Source organism: Streptomyces sp. NPDC088747, assembly GCF_044751025.1.
Classification (GTDB): Bacteria; Actinomycetota; Actinomycetes; order Streptomycetales; family Streptomycetaceae; genus Streptomyces.
Genome location: NZ_JBIVKZ010000013.1, coordinates 111,702 through 138,135, shown reverse-complemented (window position 1 = coordinate 138,135; position 26,434 = coordinate 111,702). Strand labels below are relative to the sequence as shown.

The following is a 26,434-nucleotide window of genomic DNA, read 5'->3' as shown; positions in this document are numbered from 1 at the left end:
GGCCGACGCCCCTCACGGAGGAACATTCACATGCGAGTTGTCGTAGCAGGTGCCACCGGCCTCACAGGGTCGAGAACCGTCGCCCGGCTCCGGGACCACGGCGTGGAGGTCGTGCCGGTCTCTCGTGCGGAGGGAGTCGACCTCAGCACCGGGGACGGCGTCGAACAGGCGCTGCGCGGTGCCGAAGTGATCGTGGACGTCACCGACGCGCCCTCACGCGATCAGCGGGTGAGCACGGAGTTCTTCACCGCCGCGACCGGCAACCTCCTGCGGGCGGCCGGCGCGGCCGGCGTCGAGCACTATGTGCTGCTGTCCCTGGTGGGAGCCGACCGGGTCGACTCGGGCTACTTCCGGGCGAAGGCGGTCCAGGAGCAACTGGTCCGCCGCTCCACCATCCCGTATTCGGTCGTGCGGGCCGCCCCCTTCTTCGAGACCGTCCAGTCCGTCGCCGCCGCCGGCACCGGGCCCGACGGTGTGCACGTGCCGCCCCTGCTGCTCCGGCCGGCCTCGGTCGACGACGTCACCACGACGGTCGCGCATGTCGCCGTCGGGGTGCCCGAGTTCGGAGTCCTGGAGATCGCGGGGCCCGAGGAGCGCAGGCTCACGGACCTCGTCTCCGATCTCATGGCCACCCTCGACCGGCCCGGACAGGTCATCGCCGACGCGCGTGCGCCGTTCTTCGGCGCCCGGCTCTCCGAAACGGCTCTGCTTCCCGGATCCGGCGCCCACCTGGGCCACCACACCTTCGCCCAGTGGCTCAAGGAACGCTGACCGGTCACCTCGCCGACCCGCGAGACCCAGGCCGTACCCCGACCGCCGACGACTTCGCCACCGCGCCCGCCCCTTCTTCCCCGACCGCGACAGGAAGGCCGCCATGAACGACCCGTCCCGGCCCGCTGAGTCCCCCGAGATCAGTGAGCTCGACCAGCTGCCCGACCGCGACCGCGAGGAGACCGCCGAGTGGCTGGCCTCTCTCGACGCGGTCGTGCGCAACGCCGGGCCGGACCGGGCGGTGTACCTCATGCGACGGGTGCACGCACACGCGGCCCGGTCCGGAATGTCCTTGCCCGGCCTGCTGAACTCGGACTACATCAACACCGTCCCCGCCCCGGCCCAGCCGGCGTTCGACGGCGACCTGGCGATGGAGACCAGAATCACCGCGCTCAACCGGTGGAACGCCGCGGCCATGGTCACCCGTGCGGCGCCCCTGGGACTGGGCGGCCACATATCCACGTACGCCTCGGCTGCCTGGCTCTACGAGATCGGGTTCCACCACTTCTTCCACGGCAAGGACGGGGACGGCTCGGGCGACCAGCTGTTCGTGCAGGGCCATGCCTCGCCGGGCATCTACGCCCGGTTGTTCCTCGAAGGGCGGCTGAGCGCGCGGGACCTGGACGGCTTCCGGCGCGAGGCCACGGGTCACGGCCTGCCGTCCTACCCTCACCCCCGCCGCCTGCCCTGGCTGTGGGAGTTCCCCACCGTGTCCATGGGCCTGGGTCCCCTCGGCGCGATCTATCAGGCCCGGTTCAACCGGTACCTGCGAGCCCGCGGCATCAAGGACACCTCCGCCTCGCGGGTCTGGGCGTTCCTCGGCGACGGCGAGATCGACGAGCCGGAGTCGACGACCGCGCTGACCTTGGCGTCCCGCGAGAACCTCGACAACCTCACCTTCGTCGTCAACTGCAATCTCCAGCGGCTCGACGGCCCGGTGCGCTCCAACTCCAAGATCGTCCAGGAGCTGGAGGCCCGGTTCCGGGGCGCCGGCTGGAATGTGGTCAAGACGCTGTGGGGCGAGGCCTGGGACCCGCTGCTGCTCAAGGACACCACCGGGGACCTGGTACGGCGCCTGGGCGAGATACCGGACGCGCAGCTGCAGACCCTGGCGGCACGGGACGCGGCCTACATCCGCAAGAGCTTCTTCACCGGCGACGCGCTCTCCGCCGTGTCCGCCTCCCTGAGCGACACCCAGGTGGTCGAGCTCTTCGAGAACTCCCGCGGGGGCCATGAACCGTTGAAGGTCCACGCCGCCTACCGGGCCGCCGTGGAGCACAGGGGCGCACCCACGGTGGTCCTCGCGCAGACGGTCAAGGGGCACACCCTCGGCTCGGCGTTCGAATCCCGCAACGCCAACCACCAGATGAAGAAGCTCACCCTGGGGCAGTTCCGTGACATGCGCGACCTGCTGGAGGTGCCCATACCCGACAGCGCGCTCACCGGTGACCAGGTGCCCTACTGGCATCCCGGGCAGGACGCGCCCGAGGTTCGGTACCTGCGCGAGCGACGAGCCGCGCTGGGCGGCCCGGTTCCCGCCCGACGGGTCGTCGACCGGCCGTTGGCGCAGCCGGCCGCGAAGCCGTTCGAGGCACTTGAGAAGGGGTTCGGCCGTCAGGAGGTGGCCACCACCATGGCGTTGGTCCGCCTGGTCAAGGAGCTGATGCGGGACAAGGACACCGGCGCACGCTGGGTCCCGATCATCCCCGACGAGGCGCGCACCTTCGGCATGGAGTCGATGTTCCCCACGGCCGGCATCTACTCGCCTCACGGACAGACCTACGATCCGGTCGACGCCGACCAACTGCTCTTCTACAAGGAGAGCAGGACAGGCCAGCTGATCATCGAGGGCATCACGGAAGCCGGTTCCGTGGCGGAGTTCGCCGCTGCGGCAACCTCGTACGCCACACACGGCGAACCCATGATCCCGTTCTACATCTTCTACTCCATGTTCGGTTTTCAGCGGACCGGCGACCAGTTCTGGGCGCTCGCCGACCAGATGGGCCGCGGCTTCGTCGTGGGCGGCACCGCCGGGCGGACCAGCATGACCGGTGAGGGACTGCAGCACGGAGACGGACACTCGCACCTGCTGGCCGCCACCAACCCGGCGGCGATCAGCTACGACCCGGCCTTCGCCTACGAGATCGCGGTCATCGTGCGGGACGGGCTGCGCCGTATGTACGGCGAGCGACCCGAGAACGTCTTCTACTACCTGACGGTCTACAACGAGCCGAAGCTCCAGCCGGCGATGCCGTCGGTCCCCGGCATCGAGAAGGGCATCGTCCGGGGCATCTACCGTTTCCGGCCCGCCGACTCCGCCGAGACAGGACCCCGCATCCAGCTGCTGTCCTCCGGCACGGCCATCCACTGGGCGCTCCGGGCGCAGGAACTTCTCGCCGCCGAGTGGAACGTGCACGCCGACGTCTGGTCGGTGACGTCCTGGACGGAGCTGCGCCGGGACGCGATGAACGCCGACGCCGCCCGCGTGCGCGGCGAACACCGCCTGCCGTACGTCACCGAGGCGCTGGCGGACGCGCCGGGTCCGGTGCTCGCGGTCAGCGACTGGATGCGTCAGGTACCGGACCAGATCAGCCAATGGGTCGAGCAGGACTACTACTCCCTGGGCACCGACGGTTTCGGGCTGTCCGACACCCGGGAGGCCGTGCGCCGTTACTTCGGGGTGGACGCCGAGTCGATCGTCGTGACCGCCCTGGACCGGCTGGCCCGATCCGGTCAGGTCACCCCGGAGACGACCGCGCAGGCGCGCAGGCGCTACGGGCTCGATCATTGACCCGCCCGGCCCCCGCCCGCCGCCCGCCGCCCGCTGCCCGGTGTCGGGCGGCGGGCGGCGGGCGGCGGGCGGCGGGCGGCGGGCGGCGGGCGGCGCAACATCTACCGCGGAGTGGACCATCGCATGCCTCCGCACCGCGGACGGCGGGATCGCGGTCGGCAGCCGTCGTCATCGGCCTCACCCGGGTCCATGCCGGGTCCATCCCAGGTGCAGGACCGTCACGTCATCCGTCGGCCGGCCGTCGGGCGTGGCCGACGCAGAGGCCCCTCGCACCAGGGCGTCGACGAAACGCTGGGCCGGCAGGTGAGCGTGTCGAGCCGCGAGGCGCATCAGTCCCTCTTCGCCCAGACGTCCGCAGGGAGTCCGGCCCTCGTACAGTCCGTCGGTGAAGAGCACCACGCTGTCCTGATCGGCCAGGGCATGCTCGCTCTCCGTCCACTGTCCCCGTCCGGGGAAGAGCCCCAACGCGAGTCCCGGCCGGTGCTCGACCAGGCGGACGCCCCCGGCGTGCCGGTGCAGCATGCCGGGGTGACCGGCGCTGATCACCCGCACGGACCGCCCGTGGGGCGGGAAGATCACGGAGACGACCGTCGCGTACGTGTCCTCGTGCGGCCGCTGGTCGACCAGGACGCGTTCCAGCAACCGCAGTCTCTCCATGGCGGGCCGGCCGCAGAGCACGGCGGTGCGCCAGGCCAGCCGGAGATGTACGGCGAGGGCGGCCTCGGCCGCGCCGTGTCCCGAGACGTCCCCCATCACGACGTGGACGGTGCGGTCCTCGCTCTGGACGATGTCGCAGAAGTCGCCGCCCAGCAGGGCGTGGGAGCGACTGGGGGCGTAGTAGGAGGCACTGGTGAAGCCTTCGTCGTCGAGCGCGAGGTCAGGCAACAGTCCTCTTTCCAGGGAGGCGTTGTCCTGGGCGATCGCCACGTTCGCCCGCACGGTCGCCAGGCGCGTGTCCCGTTGGGCGCGGCGCAGCGCCAGCCATATCTCGCGCCTGAACTCGTCGGGAGTCGTCCGACGGTGATCCACCTGTGCCGGGAAGTCGCCGGCCCGTGCCGCACGGACGGGCGCGCCCGAGAGGAGGACGACGGCCGCGTGAGGGGCGCGGTGGCGCACCCGGGCGGCGATGTCGAGTGCGGATCGTCCGCCGAGGGCCCTTCCGACTATGACGCAGACGGGTGTGCTCGGTACGAATGGCAGCTGTTGGCTCTCGGAGAGGCCGTGCTGACGGCTCAGGCGCTGTGTCAGCGGATGGGGTGCCAGCAGCCGCCGGACTTCGGAGGCCTCGCGTTCGTCTCCCGACAGCAGCAGTACGGTGAGGTCGTGGCGGAGGGCGTACTCCTTCCGCGGTGTGACGTCGCGTCTGCTGTCTTCATGAAGGGAGCCGTCGTCCGACGGCTCGAAAAGATCGATCATCGTAGTGCTTTCGGCCTCGAATCATCGGCCCTGGCGCGTCCGGCGGTGCGCCACAGGGCGCGTCGCGGGCGAGGGGCGGGGCTGGTCCCATGCGACGCAGCAATCGGGTTCCGAGCCCGCGGTCCTGCCAGGTGTCCTCCACGAGCAGCGCGGCTTCGACTGTGGGGAGAGTGTGCTCGCCCACTTGACGCTCTGTGCCCCGCGGGGAGGGTCCCAGAGCGTGTGTGCTCCGGGACCCTGCTGACGTCAACGCACCGAGTGGGCGGCGTCCTCGATGACGTCGGTGACCTTTCCGGGTTGCGAGACGCTCACGGCGTGGGACGCGCGGACCTTCGTGGTGTGCGCGCCCGCCCGCTGGGCCATGAACTGCTGTGCCTTCGGCGGAATGTTGAGGTCCTGCGTGGCGATCAGCACCCAGGACGGGATGGTCTTCCAGGCGGGCTCGGCCGCACCCTCGGCCAGGGCGGCGTTGGTCACCGGTCGCTGGGTGACAGCCATCAGGTCGGTCTGGTTCCGGGGCACGTCGGCGGCGAACTGATGCCGGAACTTGTCGTCCTGGATGTAGAGGTCGGTGCCCTGGGAGCCGTCGGGGTTGGTGAACGGCACGGGGCGCAGGGCATCACCGAGGGTGCTGCCGGGGAACTTGCCCGACAGGTCGACCGCGCTCTCCCCCTTCTCCGGAAGGAAGGCGGCGAGGTACACCAGCGCCTTGACGTTCTTGTTGCCCGTGGCGGCGCTGCTGATGACGGAGCCGCCGTAGGAGTGGCCGGCGAGCACCACGGGGCCGTCGATGCCCGCCAGGACGCTCTTCAGGTAGGCGGAGTCCCCGCTGAGGGACCGCAGGGGGTTGGCGACGGCGACGACGGGATAGCCGTCGTGCCGGAGCTCCTCGATGACGCCGTTCCAGCTGGTGGAGTCGGCGAACGCGCCGTGCACCAGCACGACGGTCGGCTTGGGCCGCTGAGTGGCGGTGTCCTTGTGCGCGGACGCCGGGGCGACGGTCGTGGCTATGAGGGCCGCGGCGATGCTGGCTCCGGCCAGGACTGTGAGCGGGGTCCGGGCACGGCGTGTGAGGGACGAAGGGTTCATGATGGGTGCCTTTCGAGGTGTGTAGCGGTCGGGCTACGTCGTGGCGGTGGGTGAGGCGCTGCCCCACGGGTCTGAGTGGCGTCGTCGTCGCCGACAGGGGTGTGTCAGTGGGAACGGCCAACGGAGTCGCATGCGCGGGCTGTCTGTGGACCCGGGGGCCGTGGGCGCCCGGTGCGGCGGTCTCACTCACCGCCTTCTCCCTGTAAGACCGAGAAGCGTGGTGAAGAGTGACATTCCATGACACGAGTCACAGGGGGAGGCGGCCTGTGGCCCTGGCGGGCCGAGCTGTGCCGCTCGATCCCGCGGCGGAGTGCGGTCACATCGCCCGTACCGCCAAGGGGTTGGCCTCGGCACGGATCTGCTGAACGAACCGGGCGTCTTCGGCGTCGACCGCCCAAGCGGTCTCCAGCACCCTGGACAGACTCCGGGCCGGTATGACCAGGGCACCGGCGGCATCACAGAAGATGTAGTCCCCCGGGACGATGGTGACGCCCGCGAACTCGACGGTGGTGTTCGCCGCGTACGGCATCACCGTGTCCCCGCCCCACCGAGCGGTTTCTCCCTGGCACCACGTGGCGAAGTCCTGGCCCCGCAGTTGGTCGAAGTCGCGCAGTCGGCCATCGGCCAGCACTCCGGCCATCCGGTGGTTGGCGACCCTGGAGAGTTTCGTACCGCCCGCGTGGGACGCCTGGGCGTACCCGCCGCTGGAGAGCACGAGTACCTTGCCCGCCGGATCGGGGCCGACCGCCTCGTAGAAGAAGTCGGCGAAGGTCTCCGACCCCTGCGGCACATCGTCGCGCCACGGCGTGTAAGCCATCGTCACGGCCGGTCCGAAGAGGGGGCGGGTGGGGTCGGGGCTGACCAACGGCAGCGTGTGCGCCCGGTGTCGGTGGGTGCGCCCCATGGCATCCGCCAGCGCGGCGCTCCCCAGACCGGCCAGTACCTCGCCGTAGCCGTCGGTGTACGCGGGCCGTGCCGACAACACGGTGGCAGGTGGCTTGCGGTCGGTGTTCGTTGCGTGGGTCATGACTCCTCCTGTACGGCGGGAAGCGGGCTGTACCGCGGTCCGCGGGACCCTGGTGACAGGGCATCAGCGGTCGGAACGCGTGCGACGGCATGGGACGCGGGCGGGCGATGTGCCACCCCGGTCACCGCCGGGTTCCGGGCCCTGCTGCTGCGTAGAGACCGAGTGGGCGAACGAGATGTGACGTGCGCCGTACCGCCGGGAACGTCCCCGGCGCGATCCGGCCCAGGCGCCAGATGCCGCAGCCCGGACGCCCGCCCCGCAGCGAAGCTGCCGGTCCCGCGATGCGTCCCCCTGACGCGGGCGGGCGGACCGGTACCTCCGGTGTTGTCACATGTGTGACGCACGTTCTGTCTTGCTGGACATGCACTCCGTCATCGCCAACCCCCGCACCCAGCCTGATCCCTATGCGGTTAGCGCCGAGTTCTACGACGTCCTACAGGCTCACGACGACGACAGGCGCGTCCGGCGCCTTTACGGAGCCGCGGTGGCGGAGGCACGTCTGGGTGTGGTCGACGTCGGTGCCGGGACAGGGCGGGTGACCTTGATGAGCCTGGCCCGGTCCGAGGTCGGCGTGCACGCCGTCGAGCCCGCTCGCGCCATGCGCGCGGCACTGATGACCCGTCTCGCCGCTCTGCCCGCGACACAGCGAGCGCGCGTGTCGGTACACCCGTACTCACTCGGCGAGGCGGCCCTGCACAACGTCGCGGACCTGGTCGTCTGCCACAACACGGTCGCATGCCTGTCTCCGAGCGCCCGACTGGCGCTCTGGGCGTCCGTCAACGACGCCCTCGTCCCCGGAGGCAGGTTGCTGTTCCAGCTGCCTCCGGCCCAACTGCCTTCCGGGGAACGTCATCGGGACTTTCCGGTGCAGCGGATAGGCCGGCACGAATACGGCGGACGCATGGTGATGTCGGCGGCCGGGCCCCGAATCCGTACGCGCGTCGACTACTGGGTACGCGGGACGCACGGGCTGCTGAGACAGCACACCGAGACGTTCTGGATGTGGCCCGCCACGCGCTCGGACCTCGTCGCCGACCTGGAGCGGTACGGACTCACCGTGTCATCCGCACGCCAGGACCCGGCCGTCCTGGCGATGACGCTGCGCCAGGAATCCTGAGACTCCCCCCGCCGGGAAGGTGCCGGCGCCCCTCGACCGGCGATGTCACACCGATCGTCGCCACGCGATCTGTCGCACGACCGCACACACACTTCGCTGTGCGCGGCTGACGAGCTGAAACGGGAACACCATGTCACGTGAGAACACACTCGTGATCGTCGGAGGTGGCCTGGCCGCCGGCAAGACCGCGGAGGAGCTGCGCCGGGCCGGTCACCAGGGCCCCGTCCTGGTCATCGGCGACGAACCCGAGCGGCCGTACATCCGCCCTCCGCTGTCCAAGGGGTACCTGCTGGGCAAGGAGGACCGCGAGTCCATCCACGTACACCCCGAGGGCTGGTATCAGGACCATGGAGTGGAGCTGATCCTCGGCACGACCGTCACGGCGCTCGACGTGCGGGCCAAGGAGATCGCGCTCAGCGACGGACGGCGAGTGCGGTACGCCAAGCTCCTCCTGGCCACCGGTTCGTCCCCGCGCCGGTTGCCGGTGCCCGGTGCGGACCTCGGCAACGTCCTGTACCTGAGGCGCGTCGGCGACAGCGAGCGGCTCAGGGCCGCCTTCACCGAAGGCGCGCGGATCGTCGTCATCGGCGGTGGCTGGATCGGCCTGGAGACAGCCGCGGCCGCGCGCACGGCGGGGGCACACGTGACGGTCCTGGAACACTCCGAGCTGCCCCTGCTGAAGGTACTGGGCCGCGAGGCCGCCGAGGTGTTCGCCGCCTTGCACCGCGACCACGGGGTCGAGCTGTACCCCCGGGCGGTGATCGAGCGCATCACCGGCAGCGGCTCACTGGCGGACGGCGTGCTCCTGGCCGACGGCCGTCACCTGCCCGCGGACGCCGTCGTGGTGAGCGTCGGCATCACGCCCAATGTCGGCCTCGCCGAAGCAGCTGGCCTCGAAGTGAGCAACGGCATCGTCACCGACGCGCATCTGCGGACCTCGGACCCCGATGTCTTCGCCGCCGGCGACGTCGCCAATGCCTACCACCCCAGGTTCGGCCGGCACCTGCGCGTCGAGCACTGGGCCAACGCCCTGCGTCAACCGCGCGTCGCGGCACTGGGCATGCTCGGCGAGGACGCGGTCCACGACCGGCTGCCGTACTTCTACACGGATCAGTACGACCTCGGAATGGAGTACACCGGCTACACCGAGCCGGGTGGTTACGACCGCGTCGTCTTCCGCGGGGCACCCGACGAGCGGCGCTTCATCGCCTTCTGGATGTCCGGCAGCCGCGTCGTGGCCGGGATGAGCGTCAATGTGTGGGACGTCATCGACGACGTCCGCGCGTTGATCGAATCCGAGGTCGTGACGGACGACAGCGACCTGGCCGACCCCGGGGTTCCCCTGCGAAGTCTGCTGCCCTGATCCTTGTGCCGTCGACCGTGCCCGACGGACGCGTCACCGGCACGGTGAGAGGCGTGTCACACCATCGCCGCCTGTCCGGTCAGCTCTGTCAGGAGCGCCGACGGGGAAGTCGAGGCGCCTCGGACCCGGACGGCCGGGCCGTCCGAGGCCGGCTCACCGGCGGACGAGCGATCGCGGTCCCGGTTGCCGGAACTCCCCGCGCGAGGGAGGGATCAGGATGGATCAGGCCGGCGGCGCGATACCGATCGCGGAACTGCTCGACGAGCGACGCCACCTTATGGATATCGCCTGCTGGATGCTGGGCAGGGGCCGTGCGGCCGAGAGCGTCGTCACCGAGACCTATAGGCAGTGGTACGCCCTCTCCGAGCCGGACAGGGCGCGGCTGACCGAACCCCGGTCCTGGCTCGCGGGAACTGCGGTGGCCGTCTGTCTGGCCCGCCTGGCACTGCCCGAGCGCCTTGGCACGGATCCGCGGCGCCCTGGCGCGGACCCGCGGCGGCACGGCGTCCGGTCCCCGCCTCCCGACTCCCCCGATGACGAGGTGAGTCAGGTCCTTCCCGACGCGCTGAACGCCCTCTCACCGGCCGAGCGGGCAGCCTTCGTCCTCAGGGACGTGTTCGGTATGGCGCCCGGAGCGGTCGCCGACGTCGGGGGACAGACCGAGCGGGAGTGCGCCGAACTCGCCGAGCGGGCCCGGCACAGCCTGCGCGCCCGACGAGCCCGTCCCACAACGCCCCGGCAGCACGACCTCGTGGTCCGCGCGGTGGGTGAGGCGTGTGCCGTCGAGGACACCGGCCGGCTGACGTCCCTGCTGGCGGCCGACGTCAGCGCCTTCTTCGACGGCGGCGGGATGGTACGGGCCCTGGCCCGACCGGTCCAGGGCCACCTGCAGGTCGCCCGCGCTCTGCTCACGCTGCTCGCCCGGCACCCGCACACGACGACGACCCCTCACTCCGTGAACGGGCGAACGGGCCTCGTCGTGCGTCACCGGACCCAGGTCGCGGCCGTGATCAGCCTCGACATCGCCGGCTCCCACGTGGTCCAGATCTGGGCCGTCCTCAACCCCGACAAGCTCCGCGTCTGGAACCGGACCGAACTCGCGCTCGGCAGGCCGGGACCGCAGGACAGCACCCTTGGCTAGCTAGGAGGGCCGGCTTCACGGTGTCTGTCACAGAGGCCCTTGCTGCTCGGTCAGAGCGGTGGGCGCATCCGGTGGCCCTCCCCGCATGCGCGAAAGGAAGCACTGATGTCACGAACCCTCCAGCCGACCCGGCCCGCGAGGAAGGACACCCGATGAGCCACGACTTCGATCACGACGACGATCCCGCGGCCGCCACCGTGTTCCTGGCGGCGGAAGCGGCCGTGCTCACGGAGCGGGTGCGCATGCTTCGGCAGCAGTTGACCGACGTCGATGCGCGCATTCAGGAAACGGCCGAGAAACTGCGTCGCCTGGAATCGCCCAGGACGGCTGTCGGCGACGAGCACGAGAAGTCCGACGGCCTGCCCGCGGCCGACGCCCTCAGGCACCGTCGGAACGGGCGATGCCAGGAGCAGCGGGAGCGTGTCACTCCCTGCCGGCCCTGACCGCACGGCATTCCGGCGTCTCTCCCCCGCGACTCGTGGAAGACAGTGGCACCGATGACTGCATCTTCCGATTCATGGCGTGGTGGTGCGTCTGCGGTGAAGAGTATGCTCCTCCACACGATGTCATGAGGTACCCATCCCGGTGTCCGAGCCGAACGGGGTGAGGGTGAGAGGAAGCCATGGTCCCGTCAACTCGCGCGGCGCACAACGTCGAAACCACCGCTGAGAGCCTCCAGGAGGATCTGGCCCGCCTGGAAGTGCAGAAGCGGTCGCTGGAGCGGGAACTGGCCGCCGTCGTCGCGCACCTCAACTCGATCCAGCGTGCTCTGAGTGCCCTGTCGGCCCTGATGTCCGACTCCGCCGAAGCGGCACGGTCCGCGGCGACGGGCGACACCGATCGGCGCCCCGCTGGGGAGACGGTGCGGGAGGCCGGTGCCTCCCCCGTCGCGGAACCGCCGGTGGAGGGCTCTGTCTCCGCCCGATCGACGGGCGACCGGGAGAAGCGCTCTTCTCGTACGTCTCGGCCCAAGGCGCCCGAGCCGCAGAAGTACGGACAGCTCACCGAGCAGATCATCGAGTACTTCGAGCAAGCCCCCGACGCGGAGATGCGGGCCCGCGACGTGGCCGCGGCGCTCGGCCGTGACACCGACAGCGGGAGCATCAACGCCGTCCGCAGCACGCTCGACCGGCTTGTCGGCACTTCACGGATCCGCAGGGCCGGCCGGGGCCTCTACCGCGCCAAGTGACGTGCGGGGCGGCAGGGTTGCGCCCTTCTCATGCCCGGCCGGGAACATGTGACATGCCTCGGACGCGACCCGCGGGGGATCGGATGGCGTCCGAGGCATCGCACCCTGTGCGGGTGCGGGTGCGTTCCGGGACGGCCGTCGGTATCCCACGTTGCCCCACAACACTGTGATCAGCGTACCAGTGTTTGACACTCTCCGACCTGAACGATGACACCGGCCGGATACTCAGGGGTTCGCCAGCCAGTCCCCGTAGCGCCGCCGCGCGATGTGCGCGCCAGGGCCGGGCAGCAGTTCCGTGTGCCGGACGCGAGTGCCGAAAAGAGTGCTGCGCGTGTCGGTGAAGACACGGCGTTGGTCCCGGTCCGCGGCCAGGGCCTTGCGCACGAACGTGTCCAGTCTGAACTGGTCGGGACCGGCGATCTCCTGGACACCGTTCAATGGTCTGAAGGCCGCCGTGTGGGCGAGAAGCGTGGCCACTTCGGCACCCGCGACCGGCCGTACCTCGACGGGCGGCACCCACACGATCCAGTCCTCGGTAGCCGCGGTCGCGATCTCCCCCACCGACTCGAACAGTTGCGTGGCACGGACGATCGAGTACGAGATACCGGAGCGCCTGATCATCTCTTCCTGTGCCCGCAGCGCCCGAAAGGCTCCCTCCTCCCGCACGCGGTCCACACCCACCACGGAGAGCGAGACATGGTGCTCGACGCCGGCCGCGGCTTCGGCGGCGAGGAGACCGGCCGTGGATCGGCTCACCCGTGCCAGCACGGCGTCCTCATCGACCACCAGGCCGTCTTCCTCGGTCAGGGTGCCGTCGTCGAGGGACGGCGGCCCCGAAAGGTCGATCACGACCGAGCAGCCGATGAGCGCGTCCGCCAGTCCGACACCGGTGGAAGCGTCGGCGCCCGTGGACAGGGGGAACACGGCGACCTCGTGCCCGTGGTCCTTCACCCGCCACGCGGTCTCCGCGGCAGTGGGCCCGCCGTCGTCGAGGACGATCACCTTCATACGAGTACCTCTCCATGGCGGCGACGGTACGAAGCGGGAGGAAGGGCAGCGGGGACTTGGCCCTTCCTCCCGGGCTGTTGGGGTCTAGCCCATCTCTTCCAGTGTTTTGCCCTTGGTCTCCTTGACGTACTTGAGGACGAAGGGGATGGAGAGGGCGGCGAAGACCGTGTAGATGACGTAGGTCGCGGAGAGGTTCCAGTCGGCCAGGGACGGGAAGCTCGCCGTGATGGCCCAGTTGGCGATCCACTGCGCGGAGGCGGCGACGCCCAGGGCGGCGGCGCGGATCCGGTTGGGGAACATCTCGCCGAGGAAGACCCACACCACGACACCCCAGGACAGGGCGAAGAAGAGGACGAAGACGTGGGCGGCGATCAGGGCGATCCAGCCCTGGGTGGCCGGCAGCTTGCCGTCGACGAGGTCGAAGGAGAACGCCCACGCCTCGAAACCGAGACCGATGACCATACCCACCGAACCGATCAGGGCCAGCGGACGGCGCCCGATCCGGTCGACGAAGATCATCGCGATCACGGTGCCGATGATGTTGATGATCGACGTGGTGAACGAGTAGAAGAACGACTCCGTCGGGTCCACACCCACCGACTGCCACAGCGTCGAGGAGTAGTAGAACGCGACGTTGATACCGACGAACTGCTGGAACACCGACAGACCGATACCGATCCACACGATCGGCTTGAAGAAGAAGCTGCCACCGAGCAGGTCCTTGAAGGTCGACTTGTGCTCGCTCTTCATCGCGTGCTCGATCTCGGCGACCCGGGCATCAAGGTCGATCCTGTCGCCCTCGACCTCCTTGAGCACCTCACGCGCGCGCTTGTCACGGCCCGCGGAGATCAGGAAACGCGGCGACTCGGGGATCGCGAAGGAGAGCAGACCGTACAGAACGGCCGGGATAACCATCACACCGAGCATGACCTGCCAGGCCTCCAGGCCCATCAGCTGCCCGCGCTGGTCGCCGTCCGCGGCGTTCAGGATGCCCCAGTTGACCAGCTGCGAGACCGCGATACCGACCACGATCGCCGCCTGCTGGAAGGAGCCCAGACGCCCGCGGTAGGCGGGCGGCGCGACCTCGGCGATGTAGGCGGGGCCGATCACGGAGGCCATACCGATCGCGAAACCGCCGATGACCCGCCAGAACGCCAGGTCATACAGGGCGAAGGGCAGCGAGGACCCCACCGCACTGATCGTGAACAGGACCGCCGAGATCTGCATGCAGCGGATACGGCCGATACGGTCCGCGATCCGCCCCGCGGTCGCCGCACCGATCGCGCAGCCGATCAACGCGATGGCGATGACCTGGGCCAGCGCCGCCGAACCGATGTCGTACCGGCTCCGGATCGCTTCGACGGTCCCGTTGATCACGGCACTGTCGTAGCCGAAGAGGAACCCGCCCATCGCGGCCGCCGCCGCGATGAAGATGACATGCCCGAGATGCTCGGGATGAGCCGCTCCGGCTCCTGACTTGTCGGGCACTGTGCTGGTCACGTGAAACTCCTCGGGCCGGCAACGCCGCCGGCGGGGAGCCTCCGCGATCGAGGCGTCCTCAAGCACATGCGACGTTGCTGCCGAACGCTGGTGGCTGGTAACTGCTCAGACACTTCAGAAACTGCTCGGACAGTTCAGGACATGGGTCGTGGTCCTGCTGGTGATCGACAATCGGGCTTGCATCCGATGCCCTCTCCGAGCGCCGGTATGCCTGGCATGCGACCGTCGGCTCCCGGAAGCGATGACCCACCGGGCACCGGCGATGCGCACCCTTAGCAGACAGCCCGCACACGTTTGCTGTGACACCGTCGCACCGGTTCTCGGGATCCCGTCATCGCCGCCCTCGAGGCACTGCTCGACTGCGCACCGGCCGGTGTCACAACCGCGGCGCCCGTCCGGTCTTGAGGATGAATCCGAGAGAACAGAGGACGCTGTGCGGGAGATCCTGATCGTGGGTGGCGGTTACGCGGGCTTCTATACCGCGTGGGGCCTGGAGAAAAAGCTGCGCCGGGGCGAGGCACGGGTCACCGTCGTCGACCCGCGTCCCTACATGACGTACCAGCCCTTCCTGCCGGAGGTCGTGGCAGGCTCGATCGAGGCGCGCCACGCGGCGGTGTCCCTACGACGACACCTGCATCACACGCGGCTGATCGCCGGAACGGTGACGGACATCCGCCACCAGGACCGCACCGTCACCGTCCGCCCGGAAAGCGGCCCGGACCGCGAACTGTCCTACGACATCCTGGTGGTGACGGCCGGGGCCGTCACCCGCACGTTCGCGACACCCGGCGTCGACGAGGAGGCGTTCGGGCTCAAGCACGTCGAGGAGGCCGTCGCCATCCGCGACCGGCTGCTCACCTCGTTCGACCACGCGGCGACGCTGCCGCCGGGGCCCGAGCGTCGCAAGCTCCTCACCGTCACGTTCGTCGGCGGTGGTTTCTCCGGCGTGGAGGGGTTCGGGGAACTGCTCTCCCTGGCGACCGCCCTCCTCCGGCACTACCCCGAACTCTCAGCCGAGGAGCTGCGGTTCCACCTTGTCGAAGCGCGGGGCCGCATCCTGCCGGAAGTCGGCGACGGGCCCGGCGACTGGGTGGTGCGCGCGCTGCGGAAACGCGGAGCCGAGGTGCACCTGAACACCCAGCTCGTATCCGCGGAGCACGGCCACATCGTGCTGTCGGACGGCGAGGAGTTCGACTCCCACCTGCTCGTGTGGACCGCCGGAAACGCCGCCAACCCCATCGTGCACAACCACACGGACCTCCCCGTCGACGAGCGCGGTGCGCTGATCGTGCGGGCTGATCTGCGGGTGGGTACCGAGGACGCCTCGCTGGAGGACGTATGGGCCGCGGGCGACGACGCCGCCGTCCCCGACCTCGCGGCGCACCGGCCTGGAGCACACACGGTCCCCAACGCCCAGCACGCGGTACGCCAGGGCAAGCTGCTCGCGAGGAACATCCTGGCGACGCTGCGGGGGCGAGCCGCCAAGGACTACGTGCACCACGGTCTGGGCGTGGTCGCCACCCTCGGCCTGGGGCGCGGTATCTTCCAGTACCGGCGGCTGGTGATCAAGGGCTTCCCGGCCTGGCTCATGCACCGTGGCTACCACGTGCTGGCGATACCCACGTGGGAGCGCAAGGTCCGGGTGCTCGCCGTATGGGCCACCGCCGCGCTGTACGGCAGAGACGTGGTCTCCCTTGCCTCGGTCCAGCGGCCACGAGATGCCTTCGTCGCTCATGGAAACCCCCGTCGCGGCGAACGGTCCGCGGACGTGCCGGCCCGGTGAGGCAACCAGGAGCGATGATGAACCGGGGTTCGACCTTGATCGCACGCTGGAGAGCGCTGGACCGCCTCCACGGCCGGATCGAGAACGCCGTGGAGCGACGGCTCCATGAGGACTTCGGGCTGAGCCTGCGCGAGTTCCAGGCGCTGACGGTGCTGCAAGCGGGCACCGCCACGGCGCACGGCTGGCTGTACCTGCAGGACCTGGCCGCCGAGATCGGGCTGAGCCAGTCGGCCACGAGTCGGCTGGTGGCCCGGCTGGAGACTCGCGCACTGATCACCACCTCAGCCGCGGCCCATGACCGGCGCAGCGTCGACGTACATCTCACTCCCGCGGCGCGGGAAACGTTGCGTCGAGGGATGCCGCTGATCCACGAGACCGTCCGGCACACGGTCGAGGCACTCGCCGATGAGGGCGCCGACCAGGTGCTGCTCCGCTACCTGCGGAACGACGGCGGAGACGGCCCGCCGGCCGGATGAGGCGTACCGGCCTCGGCGACGCGTAGCGCGGGGGCCGGACCGCGCACCGGGCAGCGCGTTCCGCCGGATGACGAGACCCCGGAGGGGCCATCGATCGCTGACCTGCAAATATTTGTTCAGCCCACGCATATTGATGCATGATGGGCACGACCTGAGCTGATCAGGGTCTGCACCCTGAACTGCATGGTGGTGGTGGATGGCGAGCAGCGCTCCTCGGCGCGGGCTGCGTGGTCGGCGTGGTGAGCGTGGAGCGCTGGACCAGGTGATTGCCGGCGCTCTGGCGGGCCAGGGGCAGGTGCTCGTGCTGCGCGGCGAGGCCGGGGTCGGCAAGTCCGCCCTGGTGGAGTATCTGGTGGAGAGCGCGGCAGGGTGTCAGGTCCTGCGGGCTGTCGGCGTCGAGTCGGAGATGGAGCTGGCGTTCGCCGGGCTTCATCAGCTGTGTGCGCCGCTGATGGGAAACCTCGACCGCATTCCCGGCCCGCAGCGTGCTGCGCTGTCGGTCGCGTTCGGTCTGAGCGCGGGGAGCGCGCCGGATCGTTTTCTCGTCGGGCTGGCGGTGCTCAGCCTGCTGGCGGACGCGTCCGAGGAGCAGCCGACCGTGTGCGTCGTGGACGACGCCCAGTGGCTCGACCAGGTCTCCGCCCAGACGCTGGCCTTCGTCGCACGCCGACTGCTGGCGGAGCGGGTGGCGCTCGTGTTCGTGGTGCGTACGGCCACGTCCGCCGAGGCCGGTGACCACTTCGGGGGGCTGCGCGAGCTCGTGGTCCACGGGCTGCACGACGACGATGCGCGGGCACTGCTGGAGTCGGTGGTTCCCGGGCGGCTGGACGAGAACGTCCGGGACCGCATCGTCTCCGAGACCCGGGGCAACCCGCTGGCGCTGCTGGAACTGACGCGGGGGCTGAGCGCGGCGGAACTCGCCGGCGGGTTCGGGCGTCCGGACGCGCGTCCGCTTGCGAGCCAGATCGAGGAGAGCTATCTGCGGCGCATCGGGGCGCTTCCGGCAGCGGCGCAGCGGCTGCTGCTGGCGGCGGCCGCGGAGCCGCTGGGTGACGCGCCGCTGCTCAGGCGGGTGGCCGAGCGGCTGGACATCGCCTCCGACGCCGCGGCCGCGGTGGAGGCGGCGGGACTCGTCGAGTTCGGTACGCGGGTGCGGTTCCGGCATCCGCTGGTGCGCTCGGCCGCCTATCGCGGGGCCGACCCGACGGTGCGCCGGGACGTGCATCGCGCGTTGGCCGAGGCGACCGACTCCGTCTTCGACTCCGACCGTCAGGCGTGGCACCGGGCTCATGCGGCGGTCGACCCGGACGAGGCGCTGGCAGAGGAGTTGGAGCGATCGGCCGGCCGGGCCCAGGCCCGCGGGGGGATCGCGGCGGCGGCAGCGTTCCTGCGACGCGCGACGGAGCTGACACCTGATTCCGAGCGGCGCGCGACGCGGGCCGCGGCCGCCGCGCAGGCCGCGTTCGCCGCCGGCTCTCCCGACGCGGCGCTCGAACTCCTCGCCGCCGCGCAGTTGAGCCGGCTGGACGAAGTGCAGCGAGCCCGGCAGGCCTGGCTCCGTGCCCAGATCGTGTTCGCCCGCAGACGCGGCGGCGAGGCACTTCCCCTGTTGCTCGACGCGGCCGACCGGCTGGCGAAGGTCGACGGGACGCAGGCGCGCGAGGCCTATCTCGATGCCATCGGATCGGCGGTCTTCGCCGGGCGCCTGCCTGAACACGCCGACGTGCGGGAAGTCGCCGAAGCCGCCCGCACGGCACCGCCCGCGGCGGGGCCTCCACGGCCCTCGGATCTTCTTCTCGACGGTCTGGTGACCTGGTTCGCCGACGGCTGCGCGGAAGGTGCGCCGCGGCTGAGAGCCGCGTTGGAGGCTTTCACGCGGGTCTCCGCGGACGGCGACGATGCCATGCGTTGGCTGTGGTTGACGTGGCTGGCCGCCGGTGACATGTGGGACGACGAGACATGGCATGAGCTGACCACGCACGCCGTGCGCTCGGCTCGCGAAACCGGAGCCCTCAACTTCCTTCCGGTGGCACTCGGTTACCGCGCCGCCATGTACGTGCACGCCGGTGACTTCGGCCTCGCGTCGATGCTCATCGGCGAGGCCGACTCCATCATCGAGGTGACCGGCTACTCGCCGATGTCGTACCCCGCGCTGCTGCTCATGGCGTGGAGTGGCGATCCCCGGGCGGAGGCGGTGATCCAGGGAGGCATCGGGGAGGCGAGTTCCTGGGGCGAGGGCCGGGCCATCGGTCTCGGACACTACCTGCTCACGGTCCTCTACAACGGCGTGGGCCAGTACCAGAGCGCTCTGACGCACGGTGAACTGGCCATGGAGTACGAGGACATGTCGGTCGTCGGGTTCGCTTTCGCCGAGGTCGTCGAGTCCGCCACTCGCAGCGGTGTCCCTGCGGCGGCCGTGGCGGCACTGCGCAGGCTGGAGGAACGGGCCGGCGCGAGCGGTACGGAGTGGGCACTTGGCGTGCTGGCCCGGTCAAGAGCGCTGCTGTGCGAGGGCCCGGCGGCCGACCGGCTGTACCGCGAGGCCATCGAGCGGCTCGAACGCAGCCGGATAGCTGTCCAACTCGCCCGTACCCACCTCCTGTACGGCGAGTGGCTTCGCCGCGAGGGCAGGCGTGTCGACGCCCGGGAACACCTGCGCACCGCCCACGAGATGCTCCAGGGTTTCGGAGCGGTCGCCTTCGCCGAGCGCGCCCGGCGCGAGCTTGTGGCGACGGGCGAGACGCTACGGCCCCGTCCTGTCGACGTCGGTGGCGTGCGTGAGGTCCTCACGGCCCAGGAAGGACAGATCGCCCGTCTGGCAGCCGACGGAATGACGAACTCCGAGATCGGCGCCGCGCTGTTCATCAGCCCCCGCACCGTCGAGTGGCACCTGAGCAAGGTGTTCACCAAGCTCGACGTCAAGTCGCGGAACAAGCTCCGCGCCGCGCTGTCCCCCATGTGACGCGCCGCGCCCCTTCACCGCGCCACCGGTTCACCGCGCCACCGGCCGTTCCCCCGGGACACCCGGGGGTGGCCCCGGGGTTCCTCAGGCGCCAGGGGGACGGCCGGGACGGCACTGTGCACACGGGCGGCACCGACCGGTGGCGTACGTGGATGGAGTCCCCCGTGCCTCGGAGGGGTGGGCGCGGACAGCGACTGCCCGGCGAACACGGCGCCGGTTCGGCGGGGGACCGAAGGGAAGGGCCGGCCAGCTCATGACTGGGGAACTGATTCTGGGGCGAAGCCGCGAGTGCGAGGCGTTGGACGCACTGGTGGACGCCGCGCGCGGCGGTGAGAGCCGGGTGTTGGTGCTCCGCGGCGAACCGGGAGTGGGCAAGACCAGGCTGCTGGAGTACGTGACATCCCGGGCGCGCGGGTTCCGGGTGGCCCTTGCCGCCAGTGTCCAGTCCGGGATGGAACTCCCGTATGCGGGGCTGCATCAGTTGTGCGCGCCCATGACGGACCGGCTCGACCGGCTTCCGCCCGGGCAGCACGACGCCGTCGGTGGAGCCCTGGGACCGGGGTCGACGCACACGCCCAACGGCTTCCTGGTCGCGCTCGGTGTCCTCGGGCTGCTGTCCGAAGTCGCCCGTGACCGGCCCCTGTTGTGTGTGGTGGACGACGCGCAGTGGATGGACCGCGCGTCGATCCAGGCTCTGGCGTTCGCGGCGCGGCGCCTGCACGCCGAGTCGGTGGCCCTCGTCTTCGCGGTCCGGGCGCCGGAGGAGGACGCGTCGAGCGACGCCGAACTCGCCGGCCTCCCGGAGCTGCTCGTCAAAGGGCTGCCCGAGCGGGAATCACGAACCTTGTTGCGCTCCGTACTGCCGGGCCTGTGGGACGAGCGCGTGATCAGACGGTTCGTCGCCGAGTCCAGGGGCAATCCGCTCGCCCTGCTTGAGCTGCCGAAGACAGCCGGGTCCGTCGACCTGGCGGGCGGCTTCGGTCTGCCGAGCACCTCACCCCTTGAGGAGCGCATCGAGCGCGCCTATGTGCGCAGAGTCGGTGGACTGCCGCGCCGGGCCCGGGAGTTCCTGCTCGCCGCCGCGGTGGAACCCACCGGTGATCCGGCGCTCCTCCGGCACGCCACGGACCGTCTCGGCCTCGACGGCGACGCCGCCGGGGAAGCGGAGGCGGCCGGTCTGGTCAAGATCGGTGACCGGGTGCGGTTCTTCCATCCGATGGTCCGCTCGGCCGTCTACTGGGCGGCCTCGGCGGAGGAACGGCGCAGGACACACCGCGTGCTGGCGGACGTCACCGATCCCGCCGCCGACCCCGACCGCCGGGCCTGGCACGCCGCGCACGGTGCGGCCGGTCCCGACGAGTCCGTCGCAGCCGAACTCGAACGCACGGCAGGGCGGGCGGAGGCACGCGGCGGGGTCGCGGCGACGGCGGCGCTCCTCGCCCGAGCCGTTGAGTTGACCGCTGACCCCGCCCGCCGTCAGGACCGGGCACTGGCCGCCGCCCATGCCGCCCACGAGGCAGGCAACGCCGAACTTGCCCTGAAGCTGCTGTCCCTCGCCGAGGCCGGAGTCCTCGACGACCTCCGGCGCGGTGAAGTGGAGCTGGCCCGTGCCCGGATCGCCTTCATCTCCGACCGGGGCAGCGAGGCTCCCGGCCTCCTGCTCCGAGCCGGCGCCAGGCTCGCGGCGCACGATGCCGCCCTCGCGCGGGACGCCTATCTGGAGGTCGTCAACGCGGCCATCTTCGCCGGCCCGCAAGCCCATGACGAGGGTCAGCAGCAAGCGGCGAAGGCGGCCCGCCTCCTCCCGGCCCCGCAACCGCCCCGCCCCGCCGACCTGTTGCTCGACGGCCTCGCGGTACGCATCCTCGACGGGCACACCACTGCCGTACCCAGCCTGCGGCGGGCGCTGCGGGCCTTCGCGGACCCCGGCCTCTCCCCGGAGGAGGGACTGCGCTGGCTGTGGCTGATCTGCGTGACCGCCGTCGGGCTGTGGGACCACGAAACGATGTCCCTGCTCGCCGCTCGTCATCTCAAGCTCGCCCGCGACGCCGGGCAGGCGACGGCACTGCCCTTCGCGCTGACGATGCGGTGCGTGGTGCACGTCCTCGACGGTGAACTCGCCGAGGCCGACTCACTGGCGGAGGAGGTGCAGACCGTCGCCGAGGCCGTCGGCACGGCCGCGCCGATCTACGGCGCTCTCTTCGTCGCCGCGTGGCGGGGCCGGGAAACGGAGTGCGTCGAACTGAGCGCACGGGCCGACGAGGGCGCGGAACTGCGCGGCGAGGGCGTGGGACCGGTGGTCAGCCGATGGGCTCGGGCCCTGCTCTACAACGGCCTCGGGCGGCACGGGGAAGCGGCGGAGGCGGCCGACATGGCCAGCCGTGAGTACAGCCAACTGGAGATGGGCATCCCGGTGTGGGCCCTCGCGGAATACGTGGAGGCCACCGCCCGGAGCGGATCCGCCGAACAGGCCGCCGACGCGTTCGACCGCCTCGCCGAGTCCACCCGGGCGAGCGGAACCGACTGGGCTTCGGGCATCGAGTCCCGCTCACGCGCGCTGCTCAGTGACGACGCGCAGGCCGAAAGGCATTACCGGCAAGCACTCGAAGCGCTCGGCCGTACCCGCTTGCGTGGCGAGTCGGCCCGCGCCCACCTCGTCTACGGCGAGTGGCTGAGCCGCGGCGGACGCCGCCAGGACGCCCGGGACCAACTGCGCACCGCCCATGCCCTGTTCACGTCGATGGACATGCGGGGCTTCGCGCACCGGGCCGCCCGTGAACTGACGACTCTGGGAGAAGATGTCACGGAGGACTCCGACCGTGCCAGGAGCGATCTGACACCCAAAGAACTCCAGATCGTCAGGCTGGTACGTGAGGGGCTCACCAACCCCGACATCGGTGCGCGGCTCTTTCTCAGCCCACGCACCGTCGAGTGGCACCTGCGGAACGTCTTCGGCAAGCTCGGTGCCACCTCCCGCAAGCAGCTGTGAACAGCCGAGCGTCGATGAAACACCGCTGGCAAGCGCACTCCTCCCGACAAATCGGCGCGTTCAGGTGAAGGAATCGGCCCGTAACCGGTCGCTAGTTGGCGGCAGCGGGTGATCCAGGACGAAATCGCTCAGAAAAGGCTATCCACCACATACCCTGCCTGATCTGCCGGTAGGGTTGCCGCCCTCACGGCCGTTCCGCTGAGGGAAGTTGACGGGAGCGGCCGGTGACAGGGGACAGAGCCGGACCGTCGCCCGCGCCGAAAGGGAGGCCCGTACACGTCGACCACGAGCGGGGCCGCGGGCCCGGCGCGTGATGTGATCGGGTGGGAGATCTCTTCGATGGCGGCACCAGTCGACGTGCGAACCGGCACGCCGGTCCATGTGGTCTTCGTGCACGGGCTGTACTCGAATACAGACGTGTGGGACAGGTTTCGAAAACTGCTGGCGGGCGACCGGCAGCTCCAGGGAGTGGTGGCGCACTGCTTCGGCTACAAGAGCCGCAAAGTACGCCTGCGCCCGGACCGGGCCATCGCCGAGTACGACGACATCGCCGACTCGCTCGCCACCTTCCTGCGGGTGCAGATCCCCCAGGCGGGACCCGTCGTTCTGGTCACGCACAGCCAGGGCGGTCTCATCGTGCAGCGCTACCTCGTACGGACCCTGCGCGAGGCCCGCGGCAGGACGCTCGCACGGATCGACCACGTCGTCATGTTCGGCTGTCCCAACAACGGCTCCGACTTCCTGCTCGCCCTGCGCCGCCTGATGTTCTTCGCGCGCAGTCCGCAGGAACGGCAACTGCGCCCTTACCAGCGCGAGGTGCTGGAGACCCAGCGGAACGTCCTGCGGGCGGTGGTGCAGGCCGGGGTCAACAACGACAGTCAGTGGCGCATCCCCATCCAGGCGTACGGCGGCACCGAGGACGCGGTGGTGCCCGCGCGTGAGGCCCGGGGCGTGTTCCCGGAGGGCGCGACCGTGCCCGGGGACCATTTCGAGATCGTGCAGCCCCAGGGACAGGACGCCGCCTCCTACCGGGTGGTCGCGGAGGTACTGAACGGGATCCTCAGCCGGGAGGTTCCGTCAGCGGACGGCGTCGACACCACACCGCCACCGTCGTCCGTACCACCGTCGTCCGTACTACCGCCGCCTGCACCACCGTCGTCCGTACCGCCCTCGTCCACACCGCCCCCGACGCCCCCTCCCCCGCCCCTGTCCTCGACCCCGCCCCCGTCCCGCCCTCCGGACGAACCGGCCTCCTTACCGCCGCGGCTCCCCGGCCCCATGCCGGCGGAGGCGGAGCGGCCCCGACTCCCTCAGCAGAAGGGCGGCGTGTCGGTCAGCCCTCCCTACGGGCGTCGCAAGACGCGCCTGTACGGACGTGCGCCGCGCGCCATCATCGCCCGCATCCTCGGTCCGGCCGGACCCTCCGAGCCCCGGATCCACGTACTCACCGGCCTCGGCGGCTCGGGCAAGAGCCGCATAGCGCTGGAAGCGGCCTTCTTCGCGGAGCAGGACCGGCGGGTGTGGTGGATCACCGTCGCTCAGATCAACGCCTCCATGCGCGAGGTCGCGAGTCAGCTGAACGCGCCCAGCGGCGAGGTCGAACAGGCCTTCCGGGGCGACGCCAGCCCGATGGACCTCGTATGGCGATATCTGGAGGCCAGTCCGGAGCCCTGGCTGCTGGTCATCGACAACGCCGACACACACCACCGCCTCGCGCCCGTGGCAGGCCAGGTGACCGACGGCACCGGATGGGTGCGCCAGCCCAAGCAGGCCGACGGGATCGTCGTCGTCACCACCCGCGACCGCTCCGCCGCCCAATGGCTGCCGCCCTGCCAGGTGCACCCCGTACCGCTGCTCCAGGCAGACGACGGCGCCGAGTTGCTGCTGAAGTCGGTACCGCAGGGAGGGTCGAGGGAGGAGGCCCGCAGGCTCTCGACCGCTCTCGGTGGACTGCCGCTGGCCCTGCACGGCGCCGCCTCCTACCTCAGTTCCGTGTACGACGCGTCGCCGTCCCTCGACGATCCCGCGATCCACGACTTCGCCGACTACCAGGCCGCCTTCGAGGCCCGCGGCACCTCACCCGCCGGAACCAGGGCGAGCGGCCTGGACGAGATGCTCGGCACCTCCGCCATGGCCGAGGTCTGCGACATCGCCCTGGACCTGCTGTCGTCGCAGGGTCTGGCCCAGGCGAGGCCCCTGCTGCGGGTGTTCGCCTGCCTGGGAATCGCGCCCATCCCCTACCGGAAGCTGCTGGAGAGCACGGCCATCGCCGAGTCGCCGCTGCTGCCCACGTTCCCCCGGCCTCAGCGCAACGCGGTACTCAAGGGGCTCAACGACCTCGGTCTCGTCGAGTGCAGCAACGGTCCGGAGACCCGCGGCGGCGGGCCGGGACGGACCCTGACCCTGCATCCCGTCGTCCACGCACTGCTGCGCGCGGACGCCAGGATGGAGAACCGCAGGGCGGAGTACTACGGGCTCATCGTCGATCTGCTACTCGACGTCACCAGGCTCTCCCCGCCCGACGATCCGGCGAGCTGGGAGACGTGGACCGCGATCGCCCCGCACACGATGGAGGTGGTCCGCGCCTGCATCGTCGGGGACAGCCACGTCGACAGCGACGAAGTCCTGCGGGGAGCCGTGGAGCTGGCCCGGCTGACCATGCGGTACCTGATCGCGGTGGGCCTGCTCAGGCCGGCGCAGGAACTCTCCGACACCGTCCTGGACAACTGCGCGGCCATCGGGTTCCCGCCGGACAGCCGCGAGATCCTCGGAGTCCGGCACGAACACGGGCGCATCGCGCTCGAGGGCGGGGACTACGAACGCGCGGAGACCGACCTCCGCCGGATCGTGGCCGCTCGCGAGGTGCTGCTCGGCCCCAGGGATCCCGACACCCTGGCCAGCCGTCACAAACTCGCCCGCAGCATCCTGGAGCGCGGACGCTTCGACGAGGCCGAACCCCTCCTCCGGTCGATCGCGGGTGCGGAGCTCAGCGTGAACGGGCCCGAGCACTCCCACACGGTCACCGTCCGTCACAGCCTCGCCCGCGCCATGTTCGCCCAGGGCCGGACCGTGGAGGCGGAGAAGGAGCTGCGGGAGATCCTGCAGACCAGCCTCGGGCAGTGGTCCCCGTCGACGATGGAGACGCTGCGCATCCGCCAGACGCTCTCCCGCTGCCTGCTCGCGACGGAACGGGCGGACGAGGCCGCGGATCTGATCGGCCGGGCACTCGTCGACTCCGCTCACGCCCAGGACTCGGCCCTGGCCATGACCCTGCGGTTCACCCAGTGTCAGGTTCTGCTCGCGCAGGGCAGGATCAGGGTCGCCCATACGGAGGCCGCACACCTGCTCGGCGACCGAAAGCGAGTTCTAGGGAGGAAACATCCCGAAACCCTTCGGACGCAGAAGCTCCTCGACGCGGTCGGGGATCTGCTCGATTCCCCTCATCAGCGGCCACTCGACTGATCGACATGCCCAAGCGCCGTACCCGATCGGGGTCTTGCGCCTACCATCGCTGTCCATCACTCTCAGAGTGAGCTGACGGACACGCCACGTGACCAAGCTGCGCGAAGGAGCGACTGTATGAAACCGACTCACGACGATCGCCAGGACCGGGACGCGAGTCCGACGGCCACCGAACCGGGACCCGACCCGGAGCAGCTCAGGTCGGCACGGCGTATCGCCCTGGAGTCCGTCGAGGAGGACCACTGGGCGCTGGAGCGTGACGCAAAGCTGGCCTTCAGTCCGGCTGCCCTCATGGGACGATGAAGCGGCCGACCGGTGGACGCGAACGGCGGCTGACGGCATCCAGCTCG

The 26,434-nt window shown here is 70.5% G+C and carries 18 protein-coding genes; 13 read left to right on the top strand and 5 right to left on the bottom strand.

Annotated elements, in window-relative coordinates; translation table 11 throughout:
* Positions 1-30 precede the first annotated feature (30 nt).
* Both ACIP79_RS27985 and aceE read left to right on the top strand, forming a co-directional pair.
* Positions 31-771, top strand: coding sequence for an SDR family oxidoreductase (locus ACIP79_RS27985; RefSeq protein WP_401227534.1), 741 nt, complete (start codon positions 31-33; stop codon positions 769-771).
* 103 nt (positions 772-874) lie between these two features.
* A complete protein-coding gene (gene aceE / locus ACIP79_RS27980) occupies positions 875-3,562 on the top strand; it encodes a pyruvate dehydrogenase (acetyl-transferring), homodimeric type (RefSeq protein ID WP_401227532.1) in 2,688 nt (895 codons plus the stop codon).
* A gap of 177 nt (positions 3,563-3,739) precedes the next feature.
* Here the strand turns inward: aceE and ACIP79_RS27975 are convergent, their stop codons facing one another.
* The 3 genes from ACIP79_RS27975 to ACIP79_RS27965 form a co-directional block, all read right to left on the bottom strand.
* Positions 3,740-4,978, bottom strand: coding sequence for a PP2C family protein-serine/threonine phosphatase (locus tag ACIP79_RS27975; protein WP_401227531.1), 1,239 nt, complete (start codon positions 4,976-4,978; stop codon positions 3,740-3,742).
* Between the two features lie 246 nt (positions 4,979-5,224).
* Positions 5,225-6,067: an alpha/beta fold hydrolase gene (locus ACIP79_RS27970; protein ID WP_401227530.1), complete on the bottom strand. Its 843-nt coding sequence runs from the start codon at positions 6,065-6,067 to the stop codon at positions 5,225-5,227.
* A gap of 316 nt (positions 6,068-6,383) precedes the next feature.
* Entirely contained in the window at positions 6,384-7,094 is a 711-nt protein-coding gene (locus ACIP79_RS27965; RefSeq protein ID WP_401227528.1) for an RraA family protein, read from the bottom strand.
* A gap of 484 nt (positions 7,095-7,578) precedes the next feature.
* On the opposite strand from ACIP79_RS27965, the gene ACIP79_RS27960 reads away from it, so the two are divergent.
* From ACIP79_RS27960 to ACIP79_RS27940, 5 genes are all read left to right on the top strand, one after another.
* Positions 7,579-8,211: a class I SAM-dependent methyltransferase gene (locus ACIP79_RS27960; protein ID WP_401227526.1), complete on the top strand. Its 633-nt coding sequence runs from the start codon at positions 7,579-7,581 to the stop codon at positions 8,209-8,211.
* A gap of 130 nt (positions 8,212-8,341) precedes the next feature.
* Positions 8,342-9,574, top strand: a complete 1,233-nt coding sequence (locus tag ACIP79_RS27955; RefSeq protein ID WP_401227524.1) for an NAD(P)/FAD-dependent oxidoreductase — start codon at positions 8,342-8,344, stop codon at positions 9,572-9,574.
* A gap of 217 nt (positions 9,575-9,791) precedes the next feature.
* Positions 9,792-10,715, top strand: a complete 924-nt coding sequence (locus tag ACIP79_RS27950; protein ID WP_401227522.1) for an RNA polymerase subunit sigma — start codon at positions 9,792-9,794, stop codon at positions 10,713-10,715.
* Positions 10,716-10,867: 152 nt separating this feature from the next.
* Complete coding sequence (locus ACIP79_RS27945; RefSeq protein WP_401227520.1) at positions 10,868-11,158, top strand: hypothetical protein; 291 nt, start codon at positions 10,868-10,870, stop codon at positions 11,156-11,158.
* A 179-nt stretch (positions 11,159-11,337) separates the two neighbouring features.
* Positions 11,338-11,904, top strand: coding sequence for a hypothetical protein (locus ACIP79_RS27940; protein ID WP_401227519.1), 567 nt, complete (start codon positions 11,338-11,340; stop codon positions 11,902-11,904).
* A 225-nt stretch (positions 11,905-12,129) separates the two neighbouring features.
* Here the strand turns inward: ACIP79_RS27940 and ACIP79_RS27935 are convergent, their stop codons facing one another.
* Both ACIP79_RS27935 and ACIP79_RS27930 read right to left on the bottom strand, forming a co-directional pair.
* Positions 12,130-12,912 (bottom strand): SDR family oxidoreductase, encoded by a 783-nt coding sequence (locus tag ACIP79_RS27935; RefSeq protein WP_401227518.1) that lies wholly within the window; start codon positions 12,910-12,912, stop codon positions 12,130-12,132.
* 84 nt (positions 12,913-12,996) lie between these two features.
* Positions 12,997-14,412 carry a sugar porter family MFS transporter gene (locus ACIP79_RS27930; RefSeq protein ID WP_401227517.1) on the bottom strand — a complete coding sequence of 472 codons (1,416 nt, stop codon included), beginning with the start codon at positions 14,410-14,412 and terminating at the stop codon, positions 12,997-12,999.
* A 433-nt stretch (positions 14,413-14,845) separates the two neighbouring features.
* On the opposite strand from ACIP79_RS27930, the gene ACIP79_RS27925 reads away from it, so the two are divergent.
* The 6 genes from ACIP79_RS27925 to ACIP79_RS27900 all read left to right on the top strand — a co-directional run bounded on the left by ACIP79_RS27925 (position 14,846) and on the right by ACIP79_RS27900 (position 26,387).
* Positions 14,846-16,195 (top strand): NAD(P)/FAD-dependent oxidoreductase, encoded by a 1,350-nt coding sequence (locus ACIP79_RS27925; RefSeq protein ID WP_401227516.1) that lies wholly within the window; start codon positions 14,846-14,848, stop codon positions 16,193-16,195.
* A gap of 17 nt (positions 16,196-16,212) precedes the next feature.
* Positions 16,213-16,671, top strand: coding sequence for a MarR family winged helix-turn-helix transcriptional regulator (locus ACIP79_RS27920; RefSeq protein WP_401227515.1), 459 nt, complete (start codon positions 16,213-16,215; stop codon positions 16,669-16,671).
* A 196-nt stretch (positions 16,672-16,867) separates the two neighbouring features.
* The gene (locus tag ACIP79_RS27915; RefSeq protein ID WP_401227513.1) at positions 16,868-19,633 is read left to right on the top strand and encodes an AAA family ATPase; all 2,766 of its coding nucleotides are present in this window, start codon (positions 16,868-16,870) and stop codon (positions 19,631-19,633) included.
* Positions 19,634-19,886: 253 nt separating this feature from the next.
* Positions 19,887-22,622, top strand: a complete 2,736-nt coding sequence (locus ACIP79_RS27910; protein ID WP_401227512.1) for an AAA family ATPase — start codon at positions 19,887-19,889, stop codon at positions 22,620-22,622.
* Between the two features lie 339 nt (positions 22,623-22,961).
* Positions 22,962-26,084 (top strand): alpha/beta fold hydrolase, encoded by a 3,123-nt coding sequence (locus ACIP79_RS27905; protein WP_401227510.1) that lies wholly within the window; start codon positions 22,962-22,964, stop codon positions 26,082-26,084.
* A 117-nt stretch (positions 26,085-26,201) separates the two neighbouring features.
* Complete coding sequence (locus ACIP79_RS27900; protein WP_383688765.1) at positions 26,202-26,387, top strand: hypothetical protein; 186 nt, start codon at positions 26,202-26,204, stop codon at positions 26,385-26,387.
* Positions 26,388-26,434: the final 47 nt, after the last annotated feature.

What these genes read in the sequence shown, in the direction of transcription:
- ACIP79_RS27905 (WP_401227510.1), top strand. Translation starts at nt 22,962, where the DNA reads ATGGCGGCACCAGTCGACGTGCGAACCGGCACGCCGGTCCATGTGGTC.
- ACIP79_RS27985 (WP_401227534.1), top strand. Translation starts at nt 31, where the DNA reads ATGCGAGTTGTCGTAGCAGGTGCCACCGGCCTCACAGGGTCGAGAACC.
- ACIP79_RS27915 (WP_401227513.1), top strand. Translation starts at nt 16,868, where the DNA reads ATGGCGAGCAGCGCTCCTCGGCGCGGGCTGCGTGGTCGGCGTGGTGAG.
- ACIP79_RS27950 (WP_401227522.1), top strand. Translation starts at nt 9,792, where the DNA reads ATGGATCAGGCCGGCGGCGCGATACCGATCGCGGAACTGCTCGACGAG.
- ACIP79_RS27940 (WP_401227519.1), top strand. Translation starts at nt 11,338, where the DNA reads ATGGTCCCGTCAACTCGCGCGGCGCACAACGTCGAAACCACCGCTGAG.
- aceE (WP_401227532.1), top strand. Translation starts at nt 875, where the DNA reads ATGAACGACCCGTCCCGGCCCGCTGAGTCCCCCGAGATCAGTGAGCTC.
- ACIP79_RS27970 (WP_401227530.1), bottom strand. Translation starts at nt 6,067, where the DNA reads ATGAACCCTTCGTCCCTCACACGCCGTGCCCGGACCCCGCTCACAGTC.
- ACIP79_RS27945 (WP_401227520.1), top strand. Translation starts at nt 10,868, where the DNA reads ATGAGCCACGACTTCGATCACGACGACGATCCCGCGGCCGCCACCGTG.
- ACIP79_RS27975 (WP_401227531.1), bottom strand. Translation starts at nt 4,978, where the DNA reads ATGATCGATCTTTTCGAGCCGTCGGACGACGGCTCCCTTCATGAAGAC.
- ACIP79_RS27965 (WP_401227528.1), bottom strand. Translation starts at nt 7,094, where the DNA reads ATGACCCACGCAACGAACACCGACCGCAAGCCACCTGCCACCGTGTTG.
- ACIP79_RS27955 (WP_401227524.1), top strand. Translation starts at nt 8,342, where the DNA reads ATGTCACGTGAGAACACACTCGTGATCGTCGGAGGTGGCCTGGCCGCC.
- ACIP79_RS27900 (WP_383688765.1), top strand. Translation starts at nt 26,202, where the DNA reads ATGAAACCGACTCACGACGATCGCCAGGACCGGGACGCGAGTCCGACG.
- ACIP79_RS27920 (WP_401227515.1), top strand. Translation starts at nt 16,213, where the DNA reads ATGAACCGGGGTTCGACCTTGATCGCACGCTGGAGAGCGCTGGACCGC.
- ACIP79_RS27935 (WP_401227518.1), bottom strand. Translation starts at nt 12,912, where the DNA reads ATGAAGGTGATCGTCCTCGACGACGGCGGGCCCACTGCCGCGGAGACC.
- ACIP79_RS27910 (WP_401227512.1), top strand. Translation starts at nt 19,887, where the DNA reads ATGACTGGGGAACTGATTCTGGGGCGAAGCCGCGAGTGCGAGGCGTTG.